The 21,376-nt window shown below is 71.2% G+C and carries 34 protein-coding genes and 1 tRNA gene; 4 read left to right on the forward strand and 31 right to left on the reverse strand.

All coding sequences use genetic code 11. The annotated features are described in order from the left end of the window. Positions 1-2 precede the first annotated feature (2 nt). Both OG852_RS31610 and OG852_RS31615 read right to left on the reverse strand, forming a co-directional pair. Positions 3-1,502 (reverse strand): hypothetical protein, encoded by a 1,500-nt coding sequence (locus OG852_RS31610; protein WP_330349725.1) that lies wholly within the window; start codon positions 1,500-1,502, stop codon positions 3-5. A gap of 124 nt (positions 1,503-1,626) precedes the next feature. Then, the gene (locus tag OG852_RS31615; protein WP_443064583.1) at positions 1,627-2,901 is read right to left on the reverse strand and encodes a DUF2637 domain-containing protein; all 1,275 of its coding nucleotides are present in this window, start codon (positions 2,899-2,901) and stop codon (positions 1,627-1,629) included. Between the two features lie 139 nt (positions 2,902-3,040). Here OG852_RS31615 and OG852_RS31620 point away from each other — a divergent pair, with 139 nt between their 5' ends. Together OG852_RS31620 and OG852_RS31625 are read left to right on the forward strand one after the other, a co-directional pair. Continuing rightward, positions 3,041-3,316, forward strand: a complete 276-nt coding sequence (locus OG852_RS31620; protein ID WP_330349726.1) for a hypothetical protein — start codon at positions 3,041-3,043, stop codon at positions 3,314-3,316. 55 nt (positions 3,317-3,371) lie between these two features. Continuing rightward, a complete protein-coding gene (locus OG852_RS31625) occupies positions 3,372-3,623 on the forward strand; it encodes a hypothetical protein (RefSeq protein WP_330349727.1) in 252 nt (83 codons plus the stop codon). Between the two features lie 56 nt (positions 3,624-3,679). Here OG852_RS31625 and OG852_RS31630 read toward each other — a convergent pair whose 3' ends face one another. Together OG852_RS31630 and OG852_RS31635 are read right to left on the reverse strand one after the other, a co-directional pair. Next, positions 3,680-4,096, reverse strand: coding sequence for a hypothetical protein (locus tag OG852_RS31630; protein ID WP_330349728.1), 417 nt, complete (start codon positions 4,094-4,096; stop codon positions 3,680-3,682). 98 nt (positions 4,097-4,194) lie between these two features. Further along, positions 4,195-4,896 (reverse strand): hypothetical protein, encoded by a 702-nt coding sequence (locus OG852_RS31635; RefSeq protein ID WP_330349729.1) that lies wholly within the window; start codon positions 4,894-4,896, stop codon positions 4,195-4,197. A 114-nt stretch (positions 4,897-5,010) separates the two neighbouring features. On the opposite strand from OG852_RS31635, the gene OG852_RS31640 reads away from it, so the two are divergent. Further along, positions 5,011-5,295: a hypothetical protein gene (locus OG852_RS31640; RefSeq protein ID WP_330349730.1), complete on the forward strand. Its 285-nt coding sequence runs from the start codon at positions 5,011-5,013 to the stop codon at positions 5,293-5,295. A 66-nt stretch (positions 5,296-5,361) separates the two neighbouring features. Here OG852_RS31640 and OG852_RS31645 read toward each other — a convergent pair whose 3' ends face one another. The 25 genes from OG852_RS31645 to OG852_RS31765 all read right to left on the reverse strand — a co-directional run bounded on the left by OG852_RS31645 (position 5,362) and on the right by OG852_RS31765 (position 18,818). Further along, positions 5,362-6,318: a hypothetical protein gene (locus OG852_RS31645; protein WP_330349731.1), complete on the reverse strand. Its 957-nt coding sequence runs from the start codon at positions 6,316-6,318 to the stop codon at positions 5,362-5,364. Positions 6,319-6,417: 99 nt separating this feature from the next. Continuing rightward, positions 6,418-6,762 (reverse strand): hypothetical protein, encoded by a 345-nt coding sequence (locus OG852_RS31650; RefSeq protein WP_330349732.1) that lies wholly within the window; start codon positions 6,760-6,762, stop codon positions 6,418-6,420. A 33-nt stretch (positions 6,763-6,795) separates the two neighbouring features. After that, the gene (locus tag OG852_RS31655) at positions 6,796-6,993 is read right to left on the reverse strand and encodes a hypothetical protein (RefSeq protein WP_330349733.1); all 198 of its coding nucleotides are present in this window, start codon (positions 6,991-6,993) and stop codon (positions 6,796-6,798) included. Beyond that, positions 6,990-7,589, reverse strand: a complete 600-nt coding sequence (locus OG852_RS31660; protein ID WP_330349734.1) for a hypothetical protein — start codon at positions 7,587-7,589, stop codon at positions 6,990-6,992. Before OG852_RS31660 ends, OG852_RS31655 begins: the two co-directional genes overlap by 4 nt. Next, positions 7,586-7,726, reverse strand: a complete 141-nt coding sequence (locus tag OG852_RS31665; protein ID WP_330349735.1) for a hypothetical protein — start codon at positions 7,724-7,726, stop codon at positions 7,586-7,588. Before OG852_RS31665 ends, OG852_RS31660 begins: the two co-directional genes overlap by 4 nt. Beyond that, a complete protein-coding gene (locus tag OG852_RS31670; protein ID WP_330349736.1) occupies positions 7,723-7,929 on the reverse strand; it encodes a hypothetical protein in 207 nt (68 codons plus the stop codon). The genes OG852_RS31665 and OG852_RS31670 overlap by 4 nt, the downstream gene beginning before the upstream one ends. Continuing rightward, on the reverse strand, positions 7,926-8,585 hold the full coding sequence (locus tag OG852_RS31675; RefSeq protein WP_330349737.1) for a zinc finger domain-containing protein: 660 nt from the start codon (positions 8,583-8,585) through the stop codon (positions 7,926-7,928). Before OG852_RS31675 ends, OG852_RS31670 begins: the two co-directional genes overlap by 4 nt. Then, entirely contained in the window at positions 8,582-9,349 is a 768-nt protein-coding gene (locus tag OG852_RS31680; RefSeq protein ID WP_330349738.1) for a hypothetical protein, read from the reverse strand. The genes OG852_RS31675 and OG852_RS31680 overlap by 4 nt, the downstream gene beginning before the upstream one ends. A 9-nt stretch (positions 9,350-9,358) precedes the next feature. Further along, on the reverse strand, positions 9,359-9,724 hold the full coding sequence (locus OG852_RS31685; protein WP_330349739.1) for a hypothetical protein: 366 nt from the start codon (positions 9,722-9,724) through the stop codon (positions 9,359-9,361). Next, entirely contained in the window at positions 9,721-10,164 is a 444-nt protein-coding gene (locus tag OG852_RS31690; protein WP_330349740.1) for a hypothetical protein, read from the reverse strand. Before OG852_RS31690 ends, OG852_RS31685 begins: the two co-directional genes overlap by 4 nt. Before the next feature lie 3 nt (positions 10,165-10,167). Beyond that, positions 10,168-10,440 (reverse strand): hypothetical protein, encoded by a 273-nt coding sequence (locus OG852_RS31695; RefSeq protein WP_330349741.1) that lies wholly within the window; start codon positions 10,438-10,440, stop codon positions 10,168-10,170. Further along, entirely contained in the window at positions 10,437-11,990 is a 1,554-nt protein-coding gene (locus OG852_RS31700; protein WP_330349742.1) for a DNA cytosine methyltransferase, read from the reverse strand. Before OG852_RS31700 ends, OG852_RS31695 begins: the two co-directional genes overlap by 4 nt. Then, positions 11,987-12,613, reverse strand: a complete 627-nt coding sequence (locus OG852_RS31705; RefSeq protein WP_330349743.1) for a hypothetical protein — start codon at positions 12,611-12,613, stop codon at positions 11,987-11,989. Before OG852_RS31705 ends, OG852_RS31700 begins: the two co-directional genes overlap by 4 nt. Further along, on the reverse strand, positions 12,610-13,065 hold the full coding sequence (locus tag OG852_RS31710) for a phiSA1p31-related protein (RefSeq protein ID WP_330349744.1): 456 nt from the start codon (positions 13,063-13,065) through the stop codon (positions 12,610-12,612). The genes OG852_RS31705 and OG852_RS31710 overlap by 4 nt, the downstream gene beginning before the upstream one ends. Further along, a complete protein-coding gene (locus OG852_RS31715; protein ID WP_330349745.1) occupies positions 13,062-13,880 on the reverse strand; it encodes an exonuclease domain-containing protein in 819 nt (272 codons plus the stop codon). The genes OG852_RS31710 and OG852_RS31715 overlap by 4 nt, the downstream gene beginning before the upstream one ends. Continuing rightward, a complete protein-coding gene (locus tag OG852_RS31720; RefSeq protein ID WP_330349746.1) occupies positions 13,877-14,974 on the reverse strand; it encodes a recombination directionality factor in 1,098 nt (365 codons plus the stop codon). Before OG852_RS31720 ends, OG852_RS31715 begins: the two co-directional genes overlap by 4 nt. Positions 14,975-14,977: 3 nt before the next feature. Next, the gene (locus OG852_RS31725; protein WP_330349747.1) at positions 14,978-15,805 is read right to left on the reverse strand and encodes a hypothetical protein; all 828 of its coding nucleotides are present in this window, start codon (positions 15,803-15,805) and stop codon (positions 14,978-14,980) included. Beyond that, entirely contained in the window at positions 15,802-16,053 is a 252-nt protein-coding gene (locus OG852_RS31730) for a hypothetical protein (RefSeq protein WP_330349748.1), read from the reverse strand. Before OG852_RS31730 ends, OG852_RS31725 begins: the two co-directional genes overlap by 4 nt. After that, positions 16,050-16,475 (reverse strand): hypothetical protein, encoded by a 426-nt coding sequence (locus OG852_RS31735; RefSeq protein ID WP_330349749.1) that lies wholly within the window; start codon positions 16,473-16,475, stop codon positions 16,050-16,052. Before OG852_RS31735 ends, OG852_RS31730 begins: the two co-directional genes overlap by 4 nt. Further along, a complete protein-coding gene (locus OG852_RS31740; RefSeq protein WP_330349750.1) occupies positions 16,472-16,954 on the reverse strand; it encodes a hypothetical protein in 483 nt (160 codons plus the stop codon). The genes OG852_RS31735 and OG852_RS31740 overlap by 4 nt, the downstream gene beginning before the upstream one ends. Beyond that, positions 16,951-17,322 carry a hypothetical protein gene (locus OG852_RS31745; RefSeq protein WP_330349751.1) on the reverse strand — a complete coding sequence of 124 codons (372 nt, stop codon included), beginning with the start codon at positions 17,320-17,322 and terminating at the stop codon, positions 16,951-16,953. Before OG852_RS31745 ends, OG852_RS31740 begins: the two co-directional genes overlap by 4 nt. Before the next feature lie 79 nt (positions 17,323-17,401). Next, positions 17,402-17,758: a hypothetical protein gene (locus OG852_RS31750; protein ID WP_330349752.1), complete on the reverse strand. Its 357-nt coding sequence runs from the start codon at positions 17,756-17,758 to the stop codon at positions 17,402-17,404. Further along, a complete protein-coding gene (locus OG852_RS31755) occupies positions 17,755-18,108 on the reverse strand; it encodes a hypothetical protein (protein ID WP_330349753.1) in 354 nt (117 codons plus the stop codon). The genes OG852_RS31750 and OG852_RS31755 overlap by 4 nt, the downstream gene beginning before the upstream one ends. A gap of 100 nt (positions 18,109-18,208) precedes the next feature. Continuing rightward, positions 18,209-18,490, reverse strand: a complete 282-nt coding sequence (locus OG852_RS31760; RefSeq protein ID WP_330349754.1) for a hypothetical protein — start codon at positions 18,488-18,490, stop codon at positions 18,209-18,211. After that, positions 18,462-18,818 carry a helix-turn-helix domain-containing protein gene (locus OG852_RS31765; protein WP_330349755.1) on the reverse strand — a complete coding sequence of 119 codons (357 nt, stop codon included), beginning with the start codon at positions 18,816-18,818 and terminating at the stop codon, positions 18,462-18,464. The genes OG852_RS31760 and OG852_RS31765 overlap by 29 nt, the downstream gene beginning before the upstream one ends. Positions 18,819-19,068: 250 nt before the next feature. Here OG852_RS31765 and OG852_RS31770 point away from each other — a divergent pair, with 250 nt between their 5' ends. Further along, the gene (locus tag OG852_RS31770; RefSeq protein ID WP_330349756.1) at positions 19,069-19,443 is read left to right on the forward strand and encodes a hypothetical protein; all 375 of its coding nucleotides are present in this window, start codon (positions 19,069-19,071) and stop codon (positions 19,441-19,443) included. Between the two features lie 459 nt (positions 19,444-19,902). Here the strand turns inward: OG852_RS31770 and OG852_RS31775 are convergent, their stop codons facing one another. After that, positions 19,903-20,874 carry a tyrosine-type recombinase/integrase gene (locus OG852_RS31775; protein WP_330349757.1) on the reverse strand — a complete coding sequence of 324 codons (972 nt, stop codon included), beginning with the start codon at positions 20,872-20,874 and terminating at the stop codon, positions 19,903-19,905. A gap of 112 nt (positions 20,875-20,986) precedes the next feature. Beyond that, a tRNA-Arg gene (locus tag OG852_RS31780) sits at positions 20,987-21,059 on the reverse strand. Between the last annotated feature and the right edge of the window lie 317 nt (positions 21,060-21,376).

Below are 21,376 nucleotides of genomic sequence, written 5' to 3' on the forward strand. Positions count from 1 at the left end.
CCTTACAGAGTGTTGTCGGCGTTCGCGCGCACGTCCCACTCGCGCTCGCCCGTGCGCGGGTTCTGCAGGCGCTCGATGTCGACGTGATGCAGCTTCCGGAACGCGCCGGGCAGCTCGCGGGCGAGTTCGCTCGCCTTCATCTGCAGGCGGTAGATGCCCTGCATGATCTCGACGATCCTCGGGTCGAGCGGCTGCTCGGCGTCGGCGCGGGCGGTCGAAATCTTCATCGCGTTCGCGATGTGTTCGAGGGCGTCGGGCAGCGCCGCAAAGTCGCGGCCGACCTGCATCATGCCGTCGGGCGTGTAGGTGGTGGCGACGCGTTCGAGTTCCATTGCGCCTGCAAGGAAGTGGTGTCCACCGGACATGGCGTGTCCTCCGTAGGTCGAGGGGGAACCGCCGGCGAATGCCGGGCGGCGTACGAACGTGGCGACGGGCGGCGGTGCCGAGGCGACCGTCGGGCCCGTCATGGCCGGACCGGATGCCGCACGTTTCGCGGCCCGCTTGAGACGCAGGCGCCGCCACATGGCGCGCGTGCCTGCGATGCCTGCTCGCCAACGGCGCTGCCACAGTGCGGCGGCGAGCCCGACAGCAACCGATCGGGCGCCGTCCCATGCCGCGCCCGCGATCCGTCGGGCGTGCCGAGCTGCTGCGCGCCGAGCGGTCTCGGTCCTGCGCCACACCGCGCGAGCGGGGGCGGCAGTCCAGCGCCCCGCGCGGCCGATGCCTCGGGCGGCGGCACGGATGCCGCGCCCCGTCGCACGGAGCGCGCGCCCCGTGTTGGCCATGCCACGGCGTGCGGCGCTCGCGGCGGGGCGCACCATGCCGAGCCGGCTGCGCGAGCGGGGCGTGCGCGTCTTGGTCGAGGGCGACGTCGAGGGCGAGGTGCCGCCCCGCTTGGGGCGCTTGTGCTTGCCCCCGCTCGTGGGCGTGGGCAGCCGGGGCGACTTGAGCCGCCCCGCACCCCGACCGCCGAGCGAGCCGAGGGCGCTCCGACGCCCCGACGATCGGGGCGCCGCCCCGCCCCGCGCCCCGGAGCCCGCCCCGAGGCTTGCGCCCCGACGCCCCGCCCCGCCCCGCCCCGAGGTGCCGCCCCACCCCGCGCCCCCGGACGCCCCGCCCCGAGTGCGCCCTCGGTTCGAGGTTCCCGCCCCGCCCCGACTGCGCCCTGCGGCGGCGGTCGTACGGCTGCGGACGGTGCGGCGTCGCTGTATCGCCCCGCCGGCCGCGAGGGCGACGACGGTCGCGGCCGCGCCCGCCAGTCCGGCGGATCCGGCCGCCTGATAGGCGGCGGTCGCCATCATGGCCGAGCTGTTGCCGACCCCGATCACGAGCGGCTCGATCGGCACGCCACGGCGGCGGGCGGCGCGCGGCGCGGGCTCGGCGGCCGTGTCGACAGCCGGCTCGGGCGTGGGTACGGGTGCGGGCTGCGGCGCGGGTGCCGCCTCGGCGGGCGGGTCGGGCGCGGCTGCTGCGGGCGCGGGCGGTGCTGCGGTGTCTGACACCGGGGTTGCTCCTTCACTGCGACTGCCGTCGTGGTGCTCGGGGGTGAGGGGTAGAGGGGTATTCGGGCCGGTCAGAGGGGGGCGAGGTCGAGCTGTGACTGCAGTCGCAGTCACAGTCACGGCGTCAGACGGGCGTCAGCACGCGGTCGTCGGCCGAGGCGCGCTCGGCGCGCTTCCTGTCTGCCTCGACCTCGTCACGCAGCTTCTGTGCGTGGCGTCGCGAGGTGTACGGGTAGCGGTCGAGGCGCTTGAGCAGCGCGACGATCTGCCCCTCGGTCGGGCGTCCCTTGCCCTCGTCGAACAGTTCGCCGATCTTTCGTTTCGCCTCTTCTCGGGTCGTCGGCTGCTGCTCGCCACCGGACGGCACGACCTCGTCGTCGCCCTCACTGTCGGGGCGCTCGGGTGCGCCCTCGTCGTCGGGAGGATGCGAGGCGTCCTCGGGGGCGGGGGCGGGGCGTTCGGGGGCATCGGCCGGGGCGGGGCGCTGTGGTGCGCCCTCGGGGCGGGGCGGGGCGGCCGGGGCGGGGCGCTCCGGGGCGGCAGGGGGCGGGGGCGGCAGCTCGGGGGCGGGGCGTTCGAGGGTGCCCTCGTCCCACTCCGGGGCGTCCCACTCCGGTTCGCCCCATGTCGGCTCGCTCCACTCCGGGGCGTACTCGTCGGGCACGGGCGGGGTGACCGGGGCGAGGGCGGGGGCGTCGTCGACGGGAGCGAGGGGGCGGCCGTAGCGGGTGAGGCGCAGCGCGAGCCGTGCCTCGACCGGGGCCTTACTGCGCCACCGCCACCCGTACCGGGCGCGCAGCCGCATACGCTCGATCAGTCGCTGTTGTTCGAGGGCGATCACCTCGTCGTACGACCGCAGTTCCCACAGCTTCATACGCCGCCAGAGACGGAACGTCGACCAAGGGGCGAGCAGCCACCGCGACCACCGGACCGATTCCATATGCCGAGCTGCGGTGAGGTCCGCAGCGATGCCGATCGCGTGCCGCGCCGCCTCGACGACGACCACGAACAGAATCGGGATCACGGCGTGCATGCCCGTGCCGATCGGGTCGGGCCAGGCGGCCGCCCCGTTGAACGCGATCGTCGCGGCGGTGAGCAGCCATGCCGTGTGACGCAGCATCGCGAGCTGCATCCGCAGCCATGTAAGCAGCAGATCGAGGGCGAGCAGTACCAAGATTCCGGCGTCGATGCCGATCGGGAAGACCAGGGCGAACGCGCCGAAGTGCTTCGCTTCCGCGAGCGTGCGCACGGCGGCGTACGAGCCGACGAACCCGATCACGGCGATCACGGCCGCGCCGACCGAGACGCCGGCCACGAGCCGGCGCTGCAGGTTGGTGAGCCTCGGTCGGTCCCTGCTCGTGCTGGGCGCGCTCTTGATCGCGCCGTTACCATCACCCACGGATCGGCCCTCTGCTTGACGGTGGCGGGCACGGTCCGCCCCGGCCATGTGGCATTCGCGGTGCCGGCCGGGGCGTTCCGGTTGTGCGGGTTCGACCGTAGGTGAACCTGCTTTACAGTGTCAACAAGGTTAGGGCAGGATGAGCGCCATGCCAGAGCGGGAAGATCGGCGGCCGCCGGCCGCCGACGAGGGGGAACCGACGTTGGTGAACATGTCGCAGCTCGCCGTCGAGCTTGGCGTGTCCCGGCAGGCGCTGCACACGTGGCGGCGGCATCACGCCGACTTTCCCGCGCCCGCGCGTCGGCCCGGCAGTACCCGTGACGAGTGGAACCTCGACGAGGTGCGCCGCTACTGGGACGCGCGAGACCTGCGCCCCGGCCAACGAACAGACCTGCGCGCCGACGACGAGCAGTGACCCGGACAGGGCACCTTGCGCTGCAGGCGGCGACGTCCGGCCGGACCATGACCGTATGGACGCGTCGAGACACGTGATCGTGAGCCCGCCCTCGCCGAGCGGCGGCCGCCGGGTGCGCGTCGACGGCGAGATACTCGGGCTCGCGTACGGCCTCGCCGACGTCGCCGAGTTCCTGCGCCGGGCCGGACTCGAGGGGGTCGAAGCGAGCGACGTCGCCGAATCCGGCCTGATCGAGTGGCGAGGGGGCGGCCCGTACGACTGGGGGCCGAGCGGCAGCGGTCTGCCCTCGGTGCCGCCCGTACCATGACAGCGATGCGCCCCCGCTACTTTCCCTAGCGGGGGCGCATTTCGTGTGCGAGCGGATCAGCCTCGCAGCTTTGCGAGGGCGGACTCGAACGCGGCCTTGCGGGTGTCGGCCCGCGACACGACGTACGCGTCGTTTCCGAGAAACGTACCGTCGTGCGACTTTCGGGCGCATGCCCAGTAGCCGCGCACGTCGCCGACGCCCGTCGAGTTGAACACCTCGTACTCGTGACCGCCGAGCCAGAACGTCGACGTCCCCTTGTAGGCGCGGCTGAGCTGCGGCTCGGGCGCGGGCTCGTCGAGCGGACTGAGCTGTTCGGGCCGGTTGTAGGCGGGGCCGCACTCGTCGAAGTCGATGTGCACGAGTTCATTGGCGTTGTTGGTGCCGCCCATGAACTTGCGCAGGACGGTCCCCTTGATGCCGCCGCGCGAGTGGCAGATGACTCGGGTGTCGGGCTGTACCTCGTCGTACTTCATGGTCCCCTCGTTCTTCTGTGTGCGCCTTGCTGTTACTAGAATTTATAGGACCCTATAACTCTTTGTCAAGGGCCCTATAAAATATCGAGAGCTGCAGGTCAGGCGCGCATCAGGGTCGGCTGCCCGATCGACCCGTCGGCGTACACCGGGTACGCGTTCCACTGGTAGACCCTGCGGCGGGTCTCCTTGCCGGTGATGAAGTCGCGGGCGATCGCCCGCTCGGTGCCCTTCACCTTGTCCGGCACCTCGGCCGGGCTCGCCACGTGCAGGCGGCCGTCCTCGTCCGCCTCGGGGTGACTCGTGGCGCGCAGCGGGAACAGGTTCTTGTCCTTGCCCTCGACGAGGTACTCGACCGGTGCAGCCTCGCCGCCCTCGATCGCCCGCATCGCCGTGATCGCCGTCGCGGTCGCGATCATGGCGGTCTGGTGGTCGCGCTGCCCGTACATCACCGTGGTGCGGGTGCCGTCCTCGGCGATGTGCTCGACGGTGCAGCCGCCCGTGCCGTCGGCCCACATGCTGTGCACCCGGTACTCGCGGCCGAGGCACCAGAACATCCGGTCGTGCTCGTTGTGCTCGGTGCCGTCGGTGATCTTCAGCAGGTACGGCAGGGCGGGCATGTGGTTGCTCGCTTCAAGGTCGGCGGCCGCGATCCACTCGCGGGTGCCCCTGCTGTTGTTGTAGACGAACACGGCGTCGGCGGGGGCGTCGGCCGGGGCGGTCCGCTTGTGCAGGACGACGCCGAACCCGTCGGTCGGTGTGATGCGGACGTCCATGTCGTTGGTGACCTCGTCGTAACGCACGGTGTGTTCCCTTCGTTGGCTGTCGCCGTTGTTGTGAGTACGAATTTATAGGGGCCTAGAAATGAAAGTCAAGGGCCCTAGAAAAGGATCTTTCCGGCGGCCTAGAATCTCGGTATGGAGACGACGCAGGAACCCGAGGCCGGCCGCGCCGAGCAGCGCACCGCAGCAGAACTGTTCGAGGCGGCCGTCGGCCTCGCCCTCGATCCCGAGCTGCAACCCGACGAGCGGGCCGCGAGGATCACGGCTCTACTCAAGGCGGTCGAGGGCGCGCAGAAGCAGCTCACGGAAACCCGCCGCGCCGACGTGCTCACGATGCGCCAGAACAAGACGTTGGCCGTAGTGGCAGAGCGCATCGGGCTGTCCGTTCCGCGCGTCGATCAGATCGCCAAGGGGAAGTAGCTCGTACACCTGACAACCGGCCCGCCGCCGTCGCGCCCGAGAGCACGCGACGGCGGCGTTCGCATGTCAGGCGGCGCGCTGCCGAGTTGCTGCTCGCTGCCGGGCCCGGTCGTCGGCGCGCTTGCGGCGTCGTGCCGCCTCGTCGAGTTCGCGCTGCAGGACGGCGAGCTGCGCGGGCGTCGACCAGGTGCGGCGGCCGCCGTCGAGCCCGACGGGTGCCGCGCAGTCCGGCCCGGCGCACGTCACGGCGTCACTCTCGCCGCCGCCCGCGTGCATCGTGAGCGTGCTGCCGCAGTACGGGCACGGCCGATCCATGTTCACGGTGTAGCGGTCGACGGTCCCGCCGATCGTCCGCTCGATCCGGCGCGCGGCCTCGCGGGCGACGAGCCCGATCGACGCCCGATGGTGGTCGCGCAGCGGCAGGCACGGCCCCTCGTCGCCGCGCAGCCGGCCGAGCAGCCACTCGGCGGCGCGTACCGCGGTGCGCTCGCCGAGGTTGAACCGCCACCGGGCGGGGTCGTTCTCGTCGCGGGCCGCGAGCATGTCGACGGCGAGCCCGACCGGGTCGCCGGGGATCGGCCGGCGCAGCGCCTTGACGGTGTCGCGCTGAATCTCGGCCGCGACCTGGTCGGCGAGCGAGCACAGGGCGACCTCGACGGCGCGGCACGCGTCGACGACGTGAAGTCGCAGCGGCACCGGGCGCTCGCCGAGTTGATCCGGCCGCCGGTTGGGGCGCGGCAGGTGGCTGCGTCCCTCGCCGGCGTAGTCGCAGTGCTGGCACTCGTACCGCGGTCGGCCGTGCTCGTCGGTCTTCGTGACGAGGTGCTGCGCGTGCTGCAGCAGTAGGGCGGACTCGTCGCGGTCGTGCTCGTCGAGGGCGCGCAGGTACTCGGCCTTTCCCATGGTCGGGGGCCACGTGTCCGAGGTCTGCGAGGTGTCGATCAGGGCGCGCATGTGGGTCCAGTGGTCGACGACGACCTGCAGGTCGTCGAGGGCGGTACGGGGGCGGGCGGTGTGCTGCATGGTGAGCGCTCCTGTGGTGCGTGGGGCGTAGGGTGATCACACCGCGAGAGGTGACGGGGCGCCCGGAATGCTGGCCGGCATGGGCGCCCCGCCGCCGTTTCAGCGGGTGAGTTCGGACGCGGGCATGAACCGCGCGATCTGCCGCATGGCGCGCGCCTCGACGAGATCCCACGCCCGCCCGGCGTCGGCGAGGATGCGGCGGCGCAGCATCATCACCTCGTGATGGGCGTTGACCGCCTCGGGCAGTGACGTCGCCTCGGGCAGATCGAGGCGCCGCTCGATCCGGCCGGCGGCGGCGCGGTCGAGGATCGCGTCGAGCTCGGTGAACGGCCCGGCGTCGAAGTGCGGGTGCCGGTGCCGCCACGTGCGGACCTCGTCGAGGGCAGCGAGTAGGGGCGCGGTCGCCGTCTTCACGGCGTCGGGCACGGGTGCGGTGTTGTCCACGGGGTTTCTCACAGTCTGTGGATGGCGGGCGGGTCAGAGAGTGCGCAGCACGTTGTGCATGCCGCGCCCGGTGGCGGCCGGCTTGCGCGGCCGGGTCGCGGGTGTGGCGTAGCCGGCGAGCGGGTTCCGGGGTCCGTGCAGCCATTCGAGGGCGGCGGCGAGTTCCTCGTCGGTGAGGTCGTCGGCGGCGTCGTCGAGGGTCGCCTCGTCGGGGTCGTCGGGCTCGCTCATGCCGCCTCGCCGGTGCCGGTGTTCAGCCACGGCGCGAGCGCGCCGAGCACGACGTCGAGGCGAGCCTCGGTGCGGTCGGCGATGCACCTGCAGGTCGAGGTGCGTGAGCACTTCGGGCAGGGAACGGGTCGGCGCAGCGCGTGCTCGAGCACGCGCCGCAGCACGAGCGGGGCGGCGGTCGTACCCCCCGTGCCCGTGGGCGTGGGCGAGACAGCCGCGAGCTGCTCGCCGTCCTGGTCGACGAGTACGACCTCGGTCGCGCCCTGGTGGCCATGGATGAACTCGACGGACACGCGGCCGCGGTCCCAGAACACGGCCGACGGGTGCTCGCCGCGCCAACGGACGCTCGCCGTTCCGTCCGGCCACAGCACGCCGTCGGCGACGTTCCCGTCGCCGCTCACCCCGCTCACGTCGTGGTGCCGCTTCACCTTGAAGCGCAGCGGTACGAGTTCCTGATCGGGGCGGACGACGGTCCGGCCGGTGAGTTCGCGGGTGGCCTCGTCCACGAGTGCCTGCGCGGCCTCGGCGTCGACGGCGCGGCGGGCGAAAGCGAGCAGCGCCTCGACGGCGGTCATCTTCGGCTCGGTCGTACTCATGGCTGCGTCTCATCTCTCTCGGCGGTGTGGCGATCTATCAGGGCGGACATGACGGCGGCGGCGAGGAACACGAGCGCGCACACCGCGGCGACCATGGCGGCGACGCCGAGGTATCCGACGGCGGCGGGCTCGGTCATGCGGCCGGCTCGTCGGCCTGCCGGTACCGGACGTTCACGCCGTAACCGCGGTCGTGGTCGATCGCGCGCACGGCGCGGCCCAGTTCGGCCCAGTGCCGGGCGGCGTCCGGGTCCGGCCCGCTGCGCTGCTGCTCGCGGCGAGTGCGGGCGCCGCCGAACGTGCCGTCGGGTACGGCCTCGGCGAGCAACGGTCGTTGCCTCACGGCTGATCTCCCTTGTTGTCGGTGGACGCTGCGGCCGCGTGCACGTCACGGCGCGAGCCGTGGCAGGTGGTCAGCACGCGACGGCGTTCGAGGGACCGGCACGGCTTGTCGGGCGAGGCGCCGCACGCCGGACAGTGCACGGCCCGCTCGGGCGGCCCGGCCGGGCGCTCCCGCCGCGGGAACCGTTCCTCTTTCACGGTCCGGAACTCGTCGTTGGCCGGGACGAGTTCGGCGAGGCGGCCGCCGCCGAGCCGGCTGCCGACCGCAGGCATCAACTCGCGCAGCCCGACCGGCTCGTGGTCGCCGACGGCGATCGCGCGACGGTGCGCCCGCAGCGCGGCGACGTACGCGTCGCCCGTGTCCTCGTCGGGGTCGAGGTGCGGGTGATCGGTCGGCTCGAACGTGCCCGTCGACCGGTTCAGCCGGTCGCGCACCTGGTCGCGCCAACGGGACGCGATGTCTTTCGGCATGACCGGCCACGCACTCTCGGCGTAGTGGCGGCCGACCGCCTCGCCCGCGAACGCGAGCGGCACGTCGCGCAGGACGGCGGCCCACATGGTGACCTGCGCCTCTTGCTCGATCTCGTCGGCCCGCACGACGCGGTCGTCGACGAGGGCGATCCGGTCGAGTAGGTCGATCACCTCGGCGAGGGTCATGACGCTGTACCTCCGCTCATGCGGTCGCGCAGCCGGTCGAGGCCGGCGCGCTGCTGCTGTGACTTGCTCATTGCGCCGAACTGCACGACGACCCCGCCGGGGGCCGGTTGCTGCTCGGTGCGCTCGTTCTCGGCCCACTGCTGCCAGCGGCCGCCCCACGCGGCCGCCTGCACCTGGTCGTCGAGCTGCCGGCGAACGAACTTCCGCGTGACGACAGCGATCTGCTGCGGCGTGAGCTGCTGCAGGCCGGCGTCGGCGCGGGCGAGCTGCGCCGCCTGCACGTCCTCGTCGGTGGGCTGCCAGTCCTCGGGGATCGGCCCGCCCGCCGGACGGCTCGGCCGCCGCGGCGGCGGGGCGTCCTCGGCAGGGGCCGGCCGGCCGCTGCGGCCGCTCTGCGGTCCCGTCTGCCGCTCGCGGTAACTCCGCTTCTTCTCCGCCGCGCGCTCGCGCTTCTCTGTCACCTCGGCCCGGCTCGGGTTGTACGGAGCGAGGTAGTCGTGCATGTAGTAGTCGCCGGGTGCCGGCTGCTTGCACTTCGGGTGCGGGCACGTGTGACCGGCCTCGTGCCACAGACCGACCGCGAGCAACTTCGCGATCTGTGGCTTCGAGCCGTACATCTTGGCGACGACGCCGGGCACGATGCCGTCGGTGAGGTGCTGCGCCGCGTACGAGCCCGCGCGCAGCCACAGCCCGAGCGCCGCGTTTCCGGCCGCGATCAGCTTCGGGTGTGAGTGGGCGTTGTCGTCGACGACGAACCAAGGCATCGGGGTCTCCTATCCGAGGGCGAGCTGTCCCTCGGGAACCGAGGTCTTACGGGGGCGGCGACCCCGCCCTCGCCCGTGGGCGAGGGCGGCAGGGTCGCCCGTGCACTGGTGGTCGATCACGTGCGGGCGGGTGCACTCCGCCTTGCGCCGGTGGCAGTCGGCCCACTGCAGGTCGAGCCCGCCGGCCGAGGTGCGCACACACCAGTCGAGCCGGTTCGGCTCGCGCAGCCTTGCGGCCGCCGCCGAGGTCAACTGATCGGCATCGGCGGTCACATCGAGCGCCGCCCGGTTGCCGACGAGCTGCCGCAGGACGGTGCGGCCACAGCGGCAGCGCACTCGGCGTGCGCCGTCACGGCTGCTCGGCGGCCGGGTCATCCGTAGTGCTCGACCCGACTGCCCCGGTGCGCGCGCTTGAGTTCCTCGTGCGCCTCGAACTCGGCCTCGGTCGGCTCGGCGGCGAGCAGCTCGGCGACCGCGGCGTCGACGTCCCGCGAGCCGGGCCCGATCTCGTCGAGGGTGCCGTTCATCTTGCGGCGCCGGTACATGGCGCGCTGCACCTCGCGCAGCAACCGGATCTCGTCGCCCTCGGTGGCGACCTCGGCGAGCTTGATCCGCAGCTTCACCTGTGGGTCTTTGTCCTCGTCCTTCGCGTGCCCGGTGTACATGGTGCTCGCGAACTCGACGACGGCGACGATCCGGGCGCCGGGTGCCTCGAACAGGCCACGCCGCAGGATCGCCGGGATCGCCTGCTGCAGCATTCCGGCCGTGCCGTCGAGCTTGACCTCGACCTCGGCGTCGTCATCCAACTTGGGCATGGGTCACTTCCTTCGCTTGCTGAGGGTCTGCTGCAGCGCCGCGTACTGCCGGGCGGCCGCCGCACGGATCTCGGGGATTGAGCACTGGTCGCGCCGGTGCCGGCCGTAGCCGATCACGAGCGACTCGACCTCGACGTCGCCCGTCGCAGCCCGGCTGAACTGCCCGCACGGACAGTCGGCGTCAGCCACGGCGAGCGCCTTGTTCCCGTCTTTGCGCACCCGCAGCCCGTAGCCGGGGCGCGGGTCGCCGATCGTCGGCGTGATCGCGGCGCTCACGCCGCGAGTCCGAACAGCCGACGCAGCACCCACTCGGGCACTCGGGTGAGTAGATGACGAATGGCGGCAGCAGCCTGCGGCGGTACGACGCCGTTACCGAGCGCCTTCAACTGCGCGTTACGCAGCCCGGCCGCCGACATGCCCTCAGGCGCGGGCACCCCCGTGACGTGTCCGCGAGGTATCCCCTGCATCCACTCGACGAACAGCGGCGCTAGGCGACCTCGATCATCAGTTGGCCGGGGGGCGTGCCGCCCGAAGATCGCTTCCCACCGCCTGACCGCTGCCTCGTACTCGCCCCACGCGACGTCGGGCGCCCACGAGTGAAGGTGGACGCCGACGGGTCCGTGTCCGCCTCGACCAGCGCCGGGGCCAGAGTCGGCAGCGACGGTCGCACCGCCGCCCCCTCGCTGTCCGAGCGGTTCGTGCCGTACTGGGTCGCCGTTGGCGTCGGAAGCAGCGGCAGCACTACCTCGGACAGCGGCGGCCGGAACCCCTCGCTCGACCTGCGCCCCGGCGTACCTGTGTCCGTCGCCCTCGGTGTCGGCAGCAGCCGCACCGCCGCACTTGGCAAAGTCAGATCGCCGCTCGAACCGCGCTGGTTCGGCCCGCCCTTCGAGCCGTCCGTCGCTTTCGGGGTCGGCAGCAGCCTCGCCGCATCCGTCAACGTCATCCCGTACCCGCTGCTGTACGCCGTGCCGTCCGGCCGGAAGTTCGCCGTCGATTCGCTGTCCGTCGCTTTCGGCGTCGGCAGCAGACTGCCCGGCGAACCCGGCAGCCCCTTCTCGACCTCGTCGGCCAGAGTCGGCCCGTGACCCCCGCTCTTGCGCTTGTCCGGGTGCTGCGACCCGCCGTTCACCGCGAGCTGCGCCGTCGGCGTCTTGAGCAGCTTCGCCACATTCGGCAGACCGTCCTCGAAACCGTCGCCCTTCCAGTCCCGAGCCCGCGGTGTCGGCAGCGGCGTCGCGCCGGTAAGCGAGGATGAACTCGCGGAAGCGCTCGTGTGGAGCGCCGATCTCCGCAGCGCGAACGCTTGTCCATTCCGCATCGAACCCGATGTCGGCCAGGTTGCCGAGTACGGCGCCAAGAGCTCGAAGAACGAGGCTTGCACCGCCGGTACGGTCCAGATCCTCAGCTCGGGGTTCCACTCCCCGATCTGCTTTCTGCGAGAGAATCCCGCGGACATTCTCGATCACCACCAATTCGGGTTGCAGGACTTCAATCGCCCGGACCATGTGCAGCCACAGGCCCGAGGCCGTGCCCTCGGCGATGCCAGCGCGCTTGCCGGCGAGGGAAAGATCAGTGCAGGGGAACCCGCCCGTCAGAACGTCGATCCGCCCGTACTGACGGCGGGTGCGAGGCCAGTGCACGAACCGGATGTCGCCGAGGTTCGGCACCTCGGGCCAGTGGTGCGCGAGGATCCGCGCGGCGTACTGGAACCGGTCTTCCGGGTCGTACTGGCAGTGCCACGCCATCTCGCCGCCGAGCACGGCCTGCACGCCCTCGTCGAGCCCGCCGTACCCGGTGAACAGGGAGCCGATCCGAAGCGTCATGCCGCGGCCCCCATCACGTACCGCTGCGCGTACGTGTCGGGCCACTCCGCCTTGCTGAGGGCGTCGCGCTGCCCCTGTGGCATCGCGAACTGCGGCAGCCCACACCAGTCGAGGCCGGCGGCTCGCAGCCACCACGCGTCAACCCGGTCGCCGCCGTCGTCGTCGTCGAACGCGGCACCGTCCGCGAGGAATGCGGCGGCAGCCATCCCGGCTTTGTCCGCCCGGCCGTTGTCGCACGCGTACTTCTTCAACGTGAGCGGCGCGACGTACGCCCACGGCACGTCGGCGTCGACGAGCAGCGCCTGCACTACCCCGTGCAGGGCGGCGACCGGCTTGAGCGAGCGCGGGTGCATCTTGGTCGGCAGATCTTCGACGACGACCAGGTGCGGCCGCTGCTCGGCGACCTCAATCGACAGCACGTCGCGAATCTGCGTCAGCCGGCGCGGGCCGTCCTTCTGCCTCGTCTTGATCCGGAACGTCGAGCCATCGACGCGGGCGACGCCGGTCGAGGTAATCGACAGGTCGAACCCCATGACGCGCAGCTCGTAAGGCCCATCGGCGCGACGCTCCTCGAGGGGCGACACCTCGGTCGCCTCGATCAGGCCGGGGATGATCTCGCTCATGCGGCACCGCCCGGCCTCGGGCTGATCGGCCCGTACAGGGCGCGCACCACGCCGAGCGGCAGCACCTCGCCGTCGTCGTCGGCGCGCAGCAGCGGCTCGCCGAGCCGGTCAGTGCTGCCATGCCACCGCCACGCCCGGTCGGTCTCGTCGCCCCACAGCAGCGTGAGGTCGAACGCGTCGCCCCGCCCGTCGCGCCACACACCGCGGTCGCGGTCGAGGCGGCCGCCTCGCGGGTCGGCCGACTCGTCCTCGCGCGGGCGCTGCGGCTTGCAGGGGTACGGCGGGTGCTCGGCGGCGAGCCGGTCGGCGATCCCGCGCAGCAGCTCGGCGGCGAGGTGCGTGCACACGTTGTCGTTCTGCACCCTGTACGAGCCGTCGGGCTGTACGGTGACGACGATCGCGGCGCCGTCGTCGGTGCCGAAATCGAATCCCATGATGTGTCGGTCGGTCATGCGGATGCCCCCTCGGCGGCGGTCGGCTCGACCCACGGGCGCAGCGGCCACGCGCCGTCGACGACGGCGTCCGGGTCGGTCTTGCGGAAGTGCTTTTGCAGCCCGGCCGCCTGCTCGGCGGCCCACTCGATCTGTCGCGCGTGCAGCTCGGCGAGGGTGAGATCGCGCAAGGCGTTGAAGCGCAGCCGACGCTCGGCGAGCACGTGCTCGGGCCAGTCCCGGCGCCGCGAGTGCGCGAGCAGCCCGATCCGACATGCGATGCGGGCGGCGGCGATCGCGTCGTACGAGCAGCCGTGCGCCGCCTCGTCGTCCCACGGCAGCCCGTAGAACTGCGCGAGGGTGATGAGCTGCCGGGCGCCCTGCGTCTCGCTCACGCGCTTTCGGTACGGCACGGCGTGCTGATCGATAACCCTCGTGTCGATCACGTGCAGGGGGTGACCGGCGAGCCGGTCGTGCAGCGTCGGCAGCCCGTATCGGCGGCACTCGCGGTCGAGCATGGTGAGGTCGAACGGGACGTTGTGCCCGACGATCGCCGCCCCGCCCTTGACGACCTGCGCCGCGAGTTCGGCCGTGACCTCGTGCACGACTTGCTCGGCGGGGTCGCCGTTCTCGCGAGCGTGCTCGGTGCTGATCTTGTGTATCTCGTACGCCTCGACCGGGATCTCGACACCGGGGTCGGCGAGCCACTCGCCGGCCTCGGGCTCCATCCCGCCGCCGCGAGCGTCTACCGCTGCGGTCACGATCCGGTCGGTCTCGACGTCGACGCCGGTCGTCTCAAGGTCGAACGCGGCGAGCCGCCCGAGGTGCCACGTCATCGGCGTGCCCCCGATCCGGGCTGCGCCGCCGCCGGCCACGTGCCCGCAGGCTGCGCGGCGGGCGGTTCGTCGCGGGCGGGCTCGTCGCCCTCGCCGAGCACCTCGACGTCGTACACGCCGTCGGCGTCCGGGCCCGGCTGGTCGAGGTCGTCGTCGCCCTGGTCGCCGATCTCGCCCGTGCTCGGGTCGACGCCCCGCTCGATGTCGGCGGCGATCGCCTGCAGGTCGTCGCGCAGCTCGGTGTCGCCGGCGTGTCCCTCGGCCCGCGCCCGGTGCCATACGTTGATCACGTCGGCCGGGGTGCGGCACTCGCGCGCCAACTGCCGGTAGTCCACCGGGACGCCGCGCGCCGCCTCGATCGCCGGCCGCTCGATCGTGCCCGGATCGAGGGCGGCCGCCATGGACAGCGGACCGGACAGGGCGTGACGCAGCGACGGGATCGCGGGCACCACCATGATCACGGGGAACCTCTTGGTCTTGCCCCGGCGCTTCACCTCACGCTGCTCAATCCACATGCGCAGCGGCATCGGCGACTTGCCGTCGGTCGCGGCGAGCACAGCGTCGATGCCGCCGGCCATGGCGTCGGCCGCGTAATAGCTGTGCGTCTCCAGCCGCCACACGCCGAAGTCGGGTAGGTCGGCGAGCATCACGTTCAGGCGAGACGTCGGCTTGCACACCGTGCCCGCCGGCTGCTCGTGCCAGTTCTCGCCGTGCTCGGCGAGGCACATGCACGGACGGCGCGAAAGCTGCTCGGTGATCCCGTCGCAGCGCCGCGAGCAACCGCCGCCCGACCACAGTTCGTTGTACTGCGACAGCGGGTCGCCGGGCGGCAGAATCGCCCGCAGCTCGCGCGCCTCGGTGATGACTCGGAACTGCGCGATCTTCGATCCCTGCGGCGTCCACTCCTCGGCCGCGCCGCCGTACAGGACGGCCGCGCGCTCGACGTACTCGCGAGAGTGGGACGACAGGATGAACGTCGCGCTGCGCTGCGCGATCGCCCGCTTCTTCGGGTCCGGGTTCGGCGTGCTGTAGCCGGTTCGGATGCGGCCGAGCTCTGCGCCCTGCCGCTTCATGGTCATGATGCGCGATCCCATGGGTCACGCTGCCTTTCGGTCGGATGCGCCCGGCGCCCACGGCGGCACGACCGCCGGGTACGAGGCGGGCGCGTCGTGCAGGTAGCGGGTCGTTTCGAGGGCGCCGAGGAACGCGCGGAACTGCCGCCGGCCGGACGGAACCTCGATCAGCCGGTGACTGCGCGGCCGCAGGTTGAGCAGCGCCGTGCGGTGCACGCGCGGCGCGGGCTCGCTGCTGTCGTCGGGCAGCAGCCACTCGGGCGCGTGCCGCAGGGCAGCGAGCTGCAGCGGCTGCTCGTCGTACACCGTGCTGGCCGGTTTCTTCGCGCTCGTCTTGTAGTCGACGAGCCAGAGCTGCCGCCGCCGGAACCGTCCTGTCGGCAGCCACACCCACAGATCACCCGTGCCGGCGTAGCCGCGCCTGCGGTGCATCACGGTCGTCTCGACGGCCTCGACGTCGCGGTCGAAGTCGACCCGCCACAGCCGGAAGAAAGCAGCGAGCTGCACGGCGTACGGCTCGACCTCGGGGTCGTACGGGTGCGGGGTGTTCAGCACGAGCGCGACGGCCCGCAGGTGAACGCGCGTGCCGAGGTCGGCCGCCCGCTCGCTGTACTCCCTTGCGACGGCGACGAGTTCACGCCGCAGCGCGGTCGGCTCGGTGCGCGCCCGGCGAGCGGTCACGATCGGGTCGGCGATGACGGCGTCGGCCGTGAGGCCGGCGGCCCACGGCACAAGCGCCGGTTTCGCGATGCTCGACAGGGCGTTCGTGATGCTGATCAGGGGCGGTCCCCCGGCGGGGTCGTCGTAGTACCGACCCCGCTCGGTGTCTCGCGCCCACTTCGGGTCGGTCACCGCAGATCACCCGCCCATGGCCACTGCAGGTCGGCCGGGCGGACGGCGCAGCGGCACGGCAGAGCCTCGGGGTACTCGCAGGGCAGCCCGTGCCGGTGAGTGGACTCGCCCTTGTGCGGCTGCGAACCGCGGGTGTCCTTCCCACGAGCGAGGGCGTCGCGCTCGACCTGGTCGAGCAGCCGCTCGGCCACCGGTGCCCCGTAACCGGCTCGCATGAGTGCGGCCAGCACCTCGGCGCGGGCGTTCATGCCGCACCGTCTTCGGTGTCGGCGTTGAGCAGCTCAACGAGGTACGCGGCGAGGGCAGTCGAGTACGTCTCGAACTGCGTGTCGGGGCAGCAGTCGTAAACGCCCTGCTCGTCGCGAACGGGTCCGTCGGGCCCGTCGTCGATCAGGTGATGCACGTCGTCGACGCCGTCGGCGGTGCAGACCAGCGCGACACCGGTCGGCGACTCGCTGTCGGTGTAGATCACCCGCCACATCGGACGGCGCTCGCCGGCCTCGACCTCGAACATGTCGGCGGCCGCCTCGCGTGCCTTGACGAGCGTCTCGTTCGCCGGGCGCTGCTCGGCGTCGTACTGCGCGAGCAGTCGGCCGACCGTTGCACTCGGGTTGCGGCTGTCGGCGTAGTAGACGCGCAGCGCGTGCTCGATCACGTCGCGGGCGCTCATGCGTCCTCCCCGCCCCGGCCGTCGGCGAGCGGCTCGATTCCGCGCGCGATCCGGAACTCGTAGACGGCTTTGTCGCAGCACACGGGTTCGCCCTCGACGCTGTGCTCGTCGAGCTGCTCGCGCGGGTTCGCCGCCTGCGCGGCGGTGAGTTCCTCCCAACCGCACCCGCAGTACGAGCAGAAATGCGTCTCGGTGCAGGCGACGTGCACCTCGTCGACGTGCGGGAAGCGCCGCAGTTCGCCGGCGATCGCCTCGCAGCGGCGGCGGTAGTCGCCCTCGACGTCGCGGCTCGCGAGGCGGTCACCCATGGACACCCACCCGAGACGCCCGAGGCGGCGAGGCAGAACGGCGACCGTGATCGGTGCGCCGACCGCGACGAACTCGGCGAGTTCGTCGAGGCCCGTGAGCCCGAGATCGGCGGGGCGTCGCGGCTTGACGGTGGCAGTCACGCGCCACTCGTCGCGATGCGTGACCCTCATGCGGCCGCACTCCCCTCGGGGGCGGACTGCAGCGCCGAGATCGCGGGCGTCGCGAGCTGCTCGATCCGGCCCGCGAGGCGCAGCGCCTGCAGCCCGTAGACCGGCAGCCGGGTGCGGACAACGGCGGTGACGTCGTCGACGAGCCCCTCGAACGGCAGATCTTGCGGCCGCTCGATCAGGTGAGGGTCACGCGCCTGCATGTCGTACAGGGCGGTGAGCCGGTCGGCGAACGCGTCCGTGAGCAGCTTCTCGATCACATCGGTCACGACCCGCTGCACGAACGGCTCGACGTCCAGCGTCACGCCCGTCGGGATCGGCTCGACGGTGATGCGGTACGGCCCGTCAACGGGCACGGCGGGATTGGTCATCGGGAACCCCCGGCAGACGAGGCGAGCAGCAGAGCGATCGCGGCGAGCGCGATGATCACGGCGGCGATCAGGTTGTCGATCACGGGCGGACCGCCGTTCGGCCGGTCTCGGCGTGCATCTGGCCGTACAGGGCGGGCACGCCGACGCCGACGAGGCGGGCACGGACGCCGCCGAAGGTGCAGCGCACGACCATCGACACTCCGGTCGAGGTAGCGCGGGCGTTACCGACGCCGAGCGCGTGCGTCCACTGCCGCCAGTCGGCGAGCGACTTCGGGTGCACCACGAACGTCACCTCGCCGCCCGCCGCCGACACGTCGGGCCGACCGGGCATGCCGTCGGACTGCGCGCGTACGGTGTCGGCGACCTGCCGGGCGGCACGGCACTGCGCGAGCAGCGCGACGGCGGCCGGGCTCGGTGCGGTCCTGTCGGGGGTCATGCCGAGACCGCCCCTCGGAACTCGGCGGGCACGAACTCGTCGTGCACGAGGGCGACGTGCACCCGGATCCGGACGGTCGAGCCGTCGGCGCGCTGCGGCGTCTCGGTGCGCAGCGTCCACAGCGACGCCCCGTCGAGGGCGGGGGCGCGGTTCACGTCGCCGCCGAGGGCGAACACCCATGCGGCGAACTGCTCGCCGTCGGCGACGACGACGTGCACGCCGTCCTCGCGGGTGAGCGGCGGCCGCACGGTCGGCAGAGTCAGATAGTCGATCGCCGCCTCGACCGCCGCGAGTTGCGCGTCGATCCTCGGGGCGGGCGTCCTACGGAGGGGGATAGGCTGTGCGCTCAAGGCACGTGCCTCGCTTTCTGCGTAGTTGAGTGGGGCGCGAGCCGACAGGGGTCGTTCCGGATGCCGGTCCGGGTCGGCCCCGACTCGCGTCCGGGGGATGTCAGGCGGCGGCCGCGCCGGGCCGGTACTGCGCGATCTGCTGCTGCGTCGCGCGCTTCTTCGCCGCCTGCGCTACCTCGCGCTTCGCCCGGCGGGCGGCCGCCGACTTGAGCGCAAGCGCGCTGTAGTGGGCGCTGCGCAGCGACTCGGCGACGTTCGCGATCTCCGCCTCGCTCGCGTTCGGGTGCAGCTCGCGCGCCTTAGCGAGGAACCGCGTGTGGTGGCTCGCCCGTCGGGCGGCGGCGGTCCGGGCCTTACGGTCGGGCGTGTTCGCCCAACTCATGTGAGCCGCGAACCTCATCTGCTGCGATCGCTCGCTCGTGTTCATGTCGTCGTGCCCCTTCCTCGGAATGACTGCCCACGCCCATGGGCGTGGGCAGTGGGTCGTAAAAAAGAGCGTCCCGACGGACGTCGAGAACCTCGCATATGCGCTCGGCAACGTCCTCCGTGACCGAAGGTCGTTCACCCGACAGCAGCGCGCCGATCTTGCTCTTAGAGACGCCGACGGCGTCGGCGAGCTTCCGGATATCCAGCGAGCCGCCGGCCGGCGCCCAGGTCATCAGTCCGCGCAGCACGTTCCTGTCGGTCAGACAGAGCCGGGCATGAGTCATGAATGCGCCTCCGCTTTGCTGCCCACGATCGTGGACAACGCCAGTAGAGCACATCGTTCTAGCGGTGTCCACGATCGTGGGCAGCTTATGCGGGCGTTAAGAATCAGCCGAGCATGCCCCCCGAGGCCCCATAGCTGCCCGCGATCGTGGACAATGTCGACCAGACCAAAAAGGTTGTACGCCCTGACCTGCGAATTCGTACATTCGCCCGGTTTTGGGCGTGGACCGGTGAGCCTGGAGAGGCGGAGGGATGCCACAGCAGCGGAACGCGCTCACGGAACTCGTGAAGGCGCATGTCGGCGCAGGGCGGCGCATGTCCACACGAGAGTTCGCCGCTGTCGCCGTGGACCCGGACACCCAATGGTCGCCGGGTAAGAGCCTCGTCGCGAAGATCATCGGCGGCCAGGGGTATGACGTCACGCCGCAGCTCGTCGGCGCTGTCGCGGTCGGCCTCGGGCTCGACCGCGAGATCGTCGCGGCCGCCGCGCACCTGCAGGTGATCGGGTACACCGACGACGAACTGTCGACGGGAGCGCCGGCCCGGCTGATTCGCACCATCGACGCCGAGGGCGAATCAACCGAAAAGGCGCAGGCCGTAGCAGACCGATGGGACGCCGAACAGTAAGCGCTCACTCGATCGGGTGACGTGGGGGGAAGCTGTGTTTAGCCTGCGACTTTCGGGTCACCAGATCACCGCCTGTTGCTGGTGATACGCACTGTGTTTACGGCGCACCTCGTCGTAGAGTGATCACACCTCGCGCGTGTCGAACGCCGGTTCGATTCTTGCTGCCTTGAATCGGACGGCGGGAACAGGGGGTCAGCGTTGACAGAGGTGCGAGTGGAGCGAGCGGAACTCGACAGCGGTACGCCCATGATGTACCGCGATTTCGGGAGCTACGTCCGGCTCGCTCATGATCCCCAGCAGATGGACGAGGCTGCGGCGCTCGCGCTTCTGTGCCTGCGCTTGCCGCAGCTCGTCGGGAATTTCACCGTGCAGCGAGTCCCGTAACCCCCCACCGGACTGCACACGTACGCCCCGGCATCCGGCTCGCCGACGAGCCGGGCACCGGGGCGCAGTCGTTGTTCAGGCGATCCGGTCGGCCGGGCTGAGCCGGGCATGCGCTGCTCGGGCTCGCTCTGCGCCGGCGGATGCCGCGTACCGCGACAGCATCTGTCGCGACGACCAACCCGTGATGCGCATGAGGTCGTCCTCGTTCCCCCCGTGCACCTTCCACATGTGTGCGAACGTGTGCCGGAACTGATGCGGGTGGATCGGGTCGATACCTGCCTCGGCGCACCGCCGCTTGAGCATCTTCCCCACGCCCCAGACGGTGAGGCGATGCCCCTTCCCGCGATCTGCCCACCACAGCCACATGTCCTCGTCGAGCGGCTTGCCCTTGTGCTTCGCGGCCGCCCGCATGTACCGGTCGAGAGCGGTCGCCGTAGCCCGGCCGAACGGCACCGACCGCCACTTGTCCATCTTGCCGAGGACGCGCAGCACCATGAGGTCGAGGTCGAGGTCGCCGACCCGACGCTCGGTCAGTTCGGACAGCCGCACACCCGTGTCGAGGAACAGCATCAGGATCGCCGTGTCCCGCCGGTCGGCGTACGTCTTGCCCTTGCACGTCTTGAACAGCTTCACGAGGTCGGCCTCGGAGATGACGGGCACCTCGGTCTCGGTGACCGTCGGCGGTTTCATCGTGCGCATGGGCGTGCGCGTGATCTCTTCCTCGTTCTCCAGCCAGTTGAAAAATGTTTTCAACGCGCGGAAGTGTTGGTTCGCGTTCGAGGCGGACGTTCGCTTGATCGTGGCGGCGATGTACGCCTGCACGTGCTCGCGGTGCACCTCGTCGAGGTCGGTCGGCGCGGGCCGGCCGGGCGTGCCGTCCTCGCCGTCGACCGGCTGATAGCCGTCGTCCTGGTCGAGCAGGAACCGGGCGAACTGTTTAACCGCGTTTCCGTAGATTCGCAGCGTGTTGTCGCTCTTGTTCTCGGACTTGAGGGCGCGCAGCCATGAGGCAGCCATGGGCCCGATGTTGTACCGCTCATCTGCCATGCTCCACTTTTATGCCCACGATCGTGGGCAGTCAAGGCGCTTGGCCTATTAGCGATGTGCACGGATCGGAAAACAAAGAAGACCAGCGTTTCCGCTGGTCAGAGGGTGTTTGCGCCCCCGGCAGGACTCGAACCTGCGGCCAAGCGCTTAGAAGGCGCCTGCTCTATCCACTGAGCTACGGGGGCCGGTGGGGTGGCCTCGTACGTGGTGCCCGGGTGTGGGGCGATCCGTGACGTTGCCGGGGACAAGGATAGGGCTCCCGGTTCCTTGTCCTGGTTGCTTCGCCTCCGTGGCTCAATGTGGAGGTTCGGTGAAGCGGTCCTGATAATCGCAGGCAGGTGCGAATCGTGCATCGCTTTTGGCGTCTCGCGACCCGGGTGTTGTGCACTCGTTATGCCTGGGCTGTGCCTGTGTCCCAGTCGTCCCCTCCGTCCCTTGTGTCCTATCGGCGCGCAGACATGCCTATATGCTTCATAAATCCCCTAAAATTGGGCATTCTTCG

It is taken from the genome of Streptomyces sp. NBC_00582, assembly GCF_036345155.1.
Lineage (GTDB): Bacteria > Actinomycetota > Actinomycetes > Streptomycetales > Streptomycetaceae > Streptomyces.

Excerpts from the sequence above, each read along its gene's own strand:
- OG852_RS31625 (WP_330349727.1), top strand. The coding sequence starts at position 3,372 with ATGGACGCGTCGAGACACGTGATCGTGAGCCCGCCCTCGCCGAGCGGC.
- OG852_RS31765 (WP_330349755.1), bottom strand. The coding sequence starts at position 18,818 with ATGACTCATGCCCGGCTCTGTCTGACCGACAGGAACGTGCTGCGCGGA.
- OG852_RS31730 (WP_330349748.1), bottom strand. The coding sequence starts at position 16,053 with ATGAACGCCCGCGCCGAGGTGCTGGCCGCACTCATGCGAGCCGGTTAC.
- OG852_RS31665 (WP_330349735.1), bottom strand. The coding sequence starts at position 7,726 with ATGACCGAGCCCGCCGCCGTCGGATACCTCGGCGTCGCCGCCATGGTC.
- OG852_RS31660 (WP_330349734.1), bottom strand. The coding sequence starts at position 7,589 with ATGAGTACGACCGAGCCGAAGATGACCGCCGTCGAGGCGCTGCTCGCT.
- OG852_RS31700 (WP_330349742.1), bottom strand. The coding sequence starts at position 11,990 with ATGACGCTTCGGATCGGCTCCCTGTTCACCGGGTACGGCGGGCTCGAC.
- OG852_RS31680 (WP_330349738.1), bottom strand. The coding sequence starts at position 9,349 with ATGCCTTGGTTCGTCGTCGACGACAACGCCCACTCACACCCGAAGCTG.
- OG852_RS31630 (WP_330349728.1), bottom strand. The coding sequence starts at position 4,096 with ATGAAGTACGACGAGGTACAGCCCGACACCCGAGTCATCTGCCACTCG.
- OG852_RS31745 (WP_330349751.1), bottom strand. The coding sequence starts at position 17,322 with ATGACCAATCCCGCCGTGCCCGTTGACGGGCCGTACCGCATCACCGTC.
- OG852_RS31710 (WP_330349744.1), bottom strand. The coding sequence starts at position 13,065 with ATGACCGACCGACACATCATGGGATTCGATTTCGGCACCGACGACGGC.
- OG852_RS31655 (WP_330349733.1), bottom strand. The coding sequence starts at position 6,993 with ATGAGCGAGCCCGACGACCCCGACGAGGCGACCCTCGACGACGCCGCC.
- OG852_RS31690 (WP_330349740.1), bottom strand. The coding sequence starts at position 10,164 with ATGCCCAAGTTGGATGACGACGCCGAGGTCGAGGTCAAGCTCGACGGC.
- OG852_RS31705 (WP_330349743.1), bottom strand. The coding sequence starts at position 12,613 with ATGAGCGAGATCATCCCCGGCCTGATCGAGGCGACCGAGGTGTCGCCC.
- OG852_RS31715 (WP_330349745.1), bottom strand. The coding sequence starts at position 13,880 with ATGACGTGGCACCTCGGGCGGCTCGCCGCGTTCGACCTTGAGACGACC.
- OG852_RS31740 (WP_330349750.1), bottom strand. The coding sequence starts at position 16,954 with ATGAGGGTCACGCATCGCGACGAGTGGCGCGTGACTGCCACCGTCAAG.
- OG852_RS31645 (WP_330349731.1), bottom strand. The coding sequence starts at position 6,318 with ATGCAGCACACCGCCCGCCCCCGTACCGCCCTCGACGACCTGCAGGTC.
- OG852_RS31720 (WP_330349746.1), bottom strand. The coding sequence starts at position 14,974 with ATGGGATCGCGCATCATGACCATGAAGCGGCAGGGCGCAGAGCTCGGC.
- OG852_RS31750 (WP_330349752.1), bottom strand. The coding sequence starts at position 17,758 with ATGACCCCCGACAGGACCGCACCGAGCCCGGCCGCCGTCGCGCTGCTC.
- OG852_RS31685 (WP_330349739.1), bottom strand. The coding sequence starts at position 9,724 with ATGACCCGGCCGCCGAGCAGCCGTGACGGCGCACGCCGAGTGCGCTGC.
- OG852_RS31640 (WP_330349730.1), top strand. The coding sequence starts at position 5,011 with ATGGAGACGACGCAGGAACCCGAGGCCGGCCGCGCCGAGCAGCGCACC.
- OG852_RS31760 (WP_330349754.1), bottom strand. The coding sequence starts at position 18,490 with ATGAGTTGGGCGAACACGCCCGACCGTAAGGCCCGGACCGCCGCCGCC.
- OG852_RS31735 (WP_330349749.1), bottom strand. The coding sequence starts at position 16,475 with ATGAGCGCCCGCGACGTGATCGAGCACGCGCTGCGCGTCTACTACGCC.
- OG852_RS31620 (WP_330349726.1), top strand. The coding sequence starts at position 3,041 with ATGAGCGCCATGCCAGAGCGGGAAGATCGGCGGCCGCCGGCCGCCGAC.
- OG852_RS31770 (WP_330349756.1), top strand. The coding sequence starts at position 19,069 with ATGCCACAGCAGCGGAACGCGCTCACGGAACTCGTGAAGGCGCATGTC.
- OG852_RS31675 (WP_330349737.1), bottom strand. The coding sequence starts at position 8,585 with ATGACCCTCGCCGAGGTGATCGACCTACTCGACCGGATCGCCCTCGTC.
- OG852_RS31775 (WP_330349757.1), bottom strand. The coding sequence starts at position 20,874 with ATGGCAGATGAGCGGTACAACATCGGGCCCATGGCTGCCTCATGGCTG.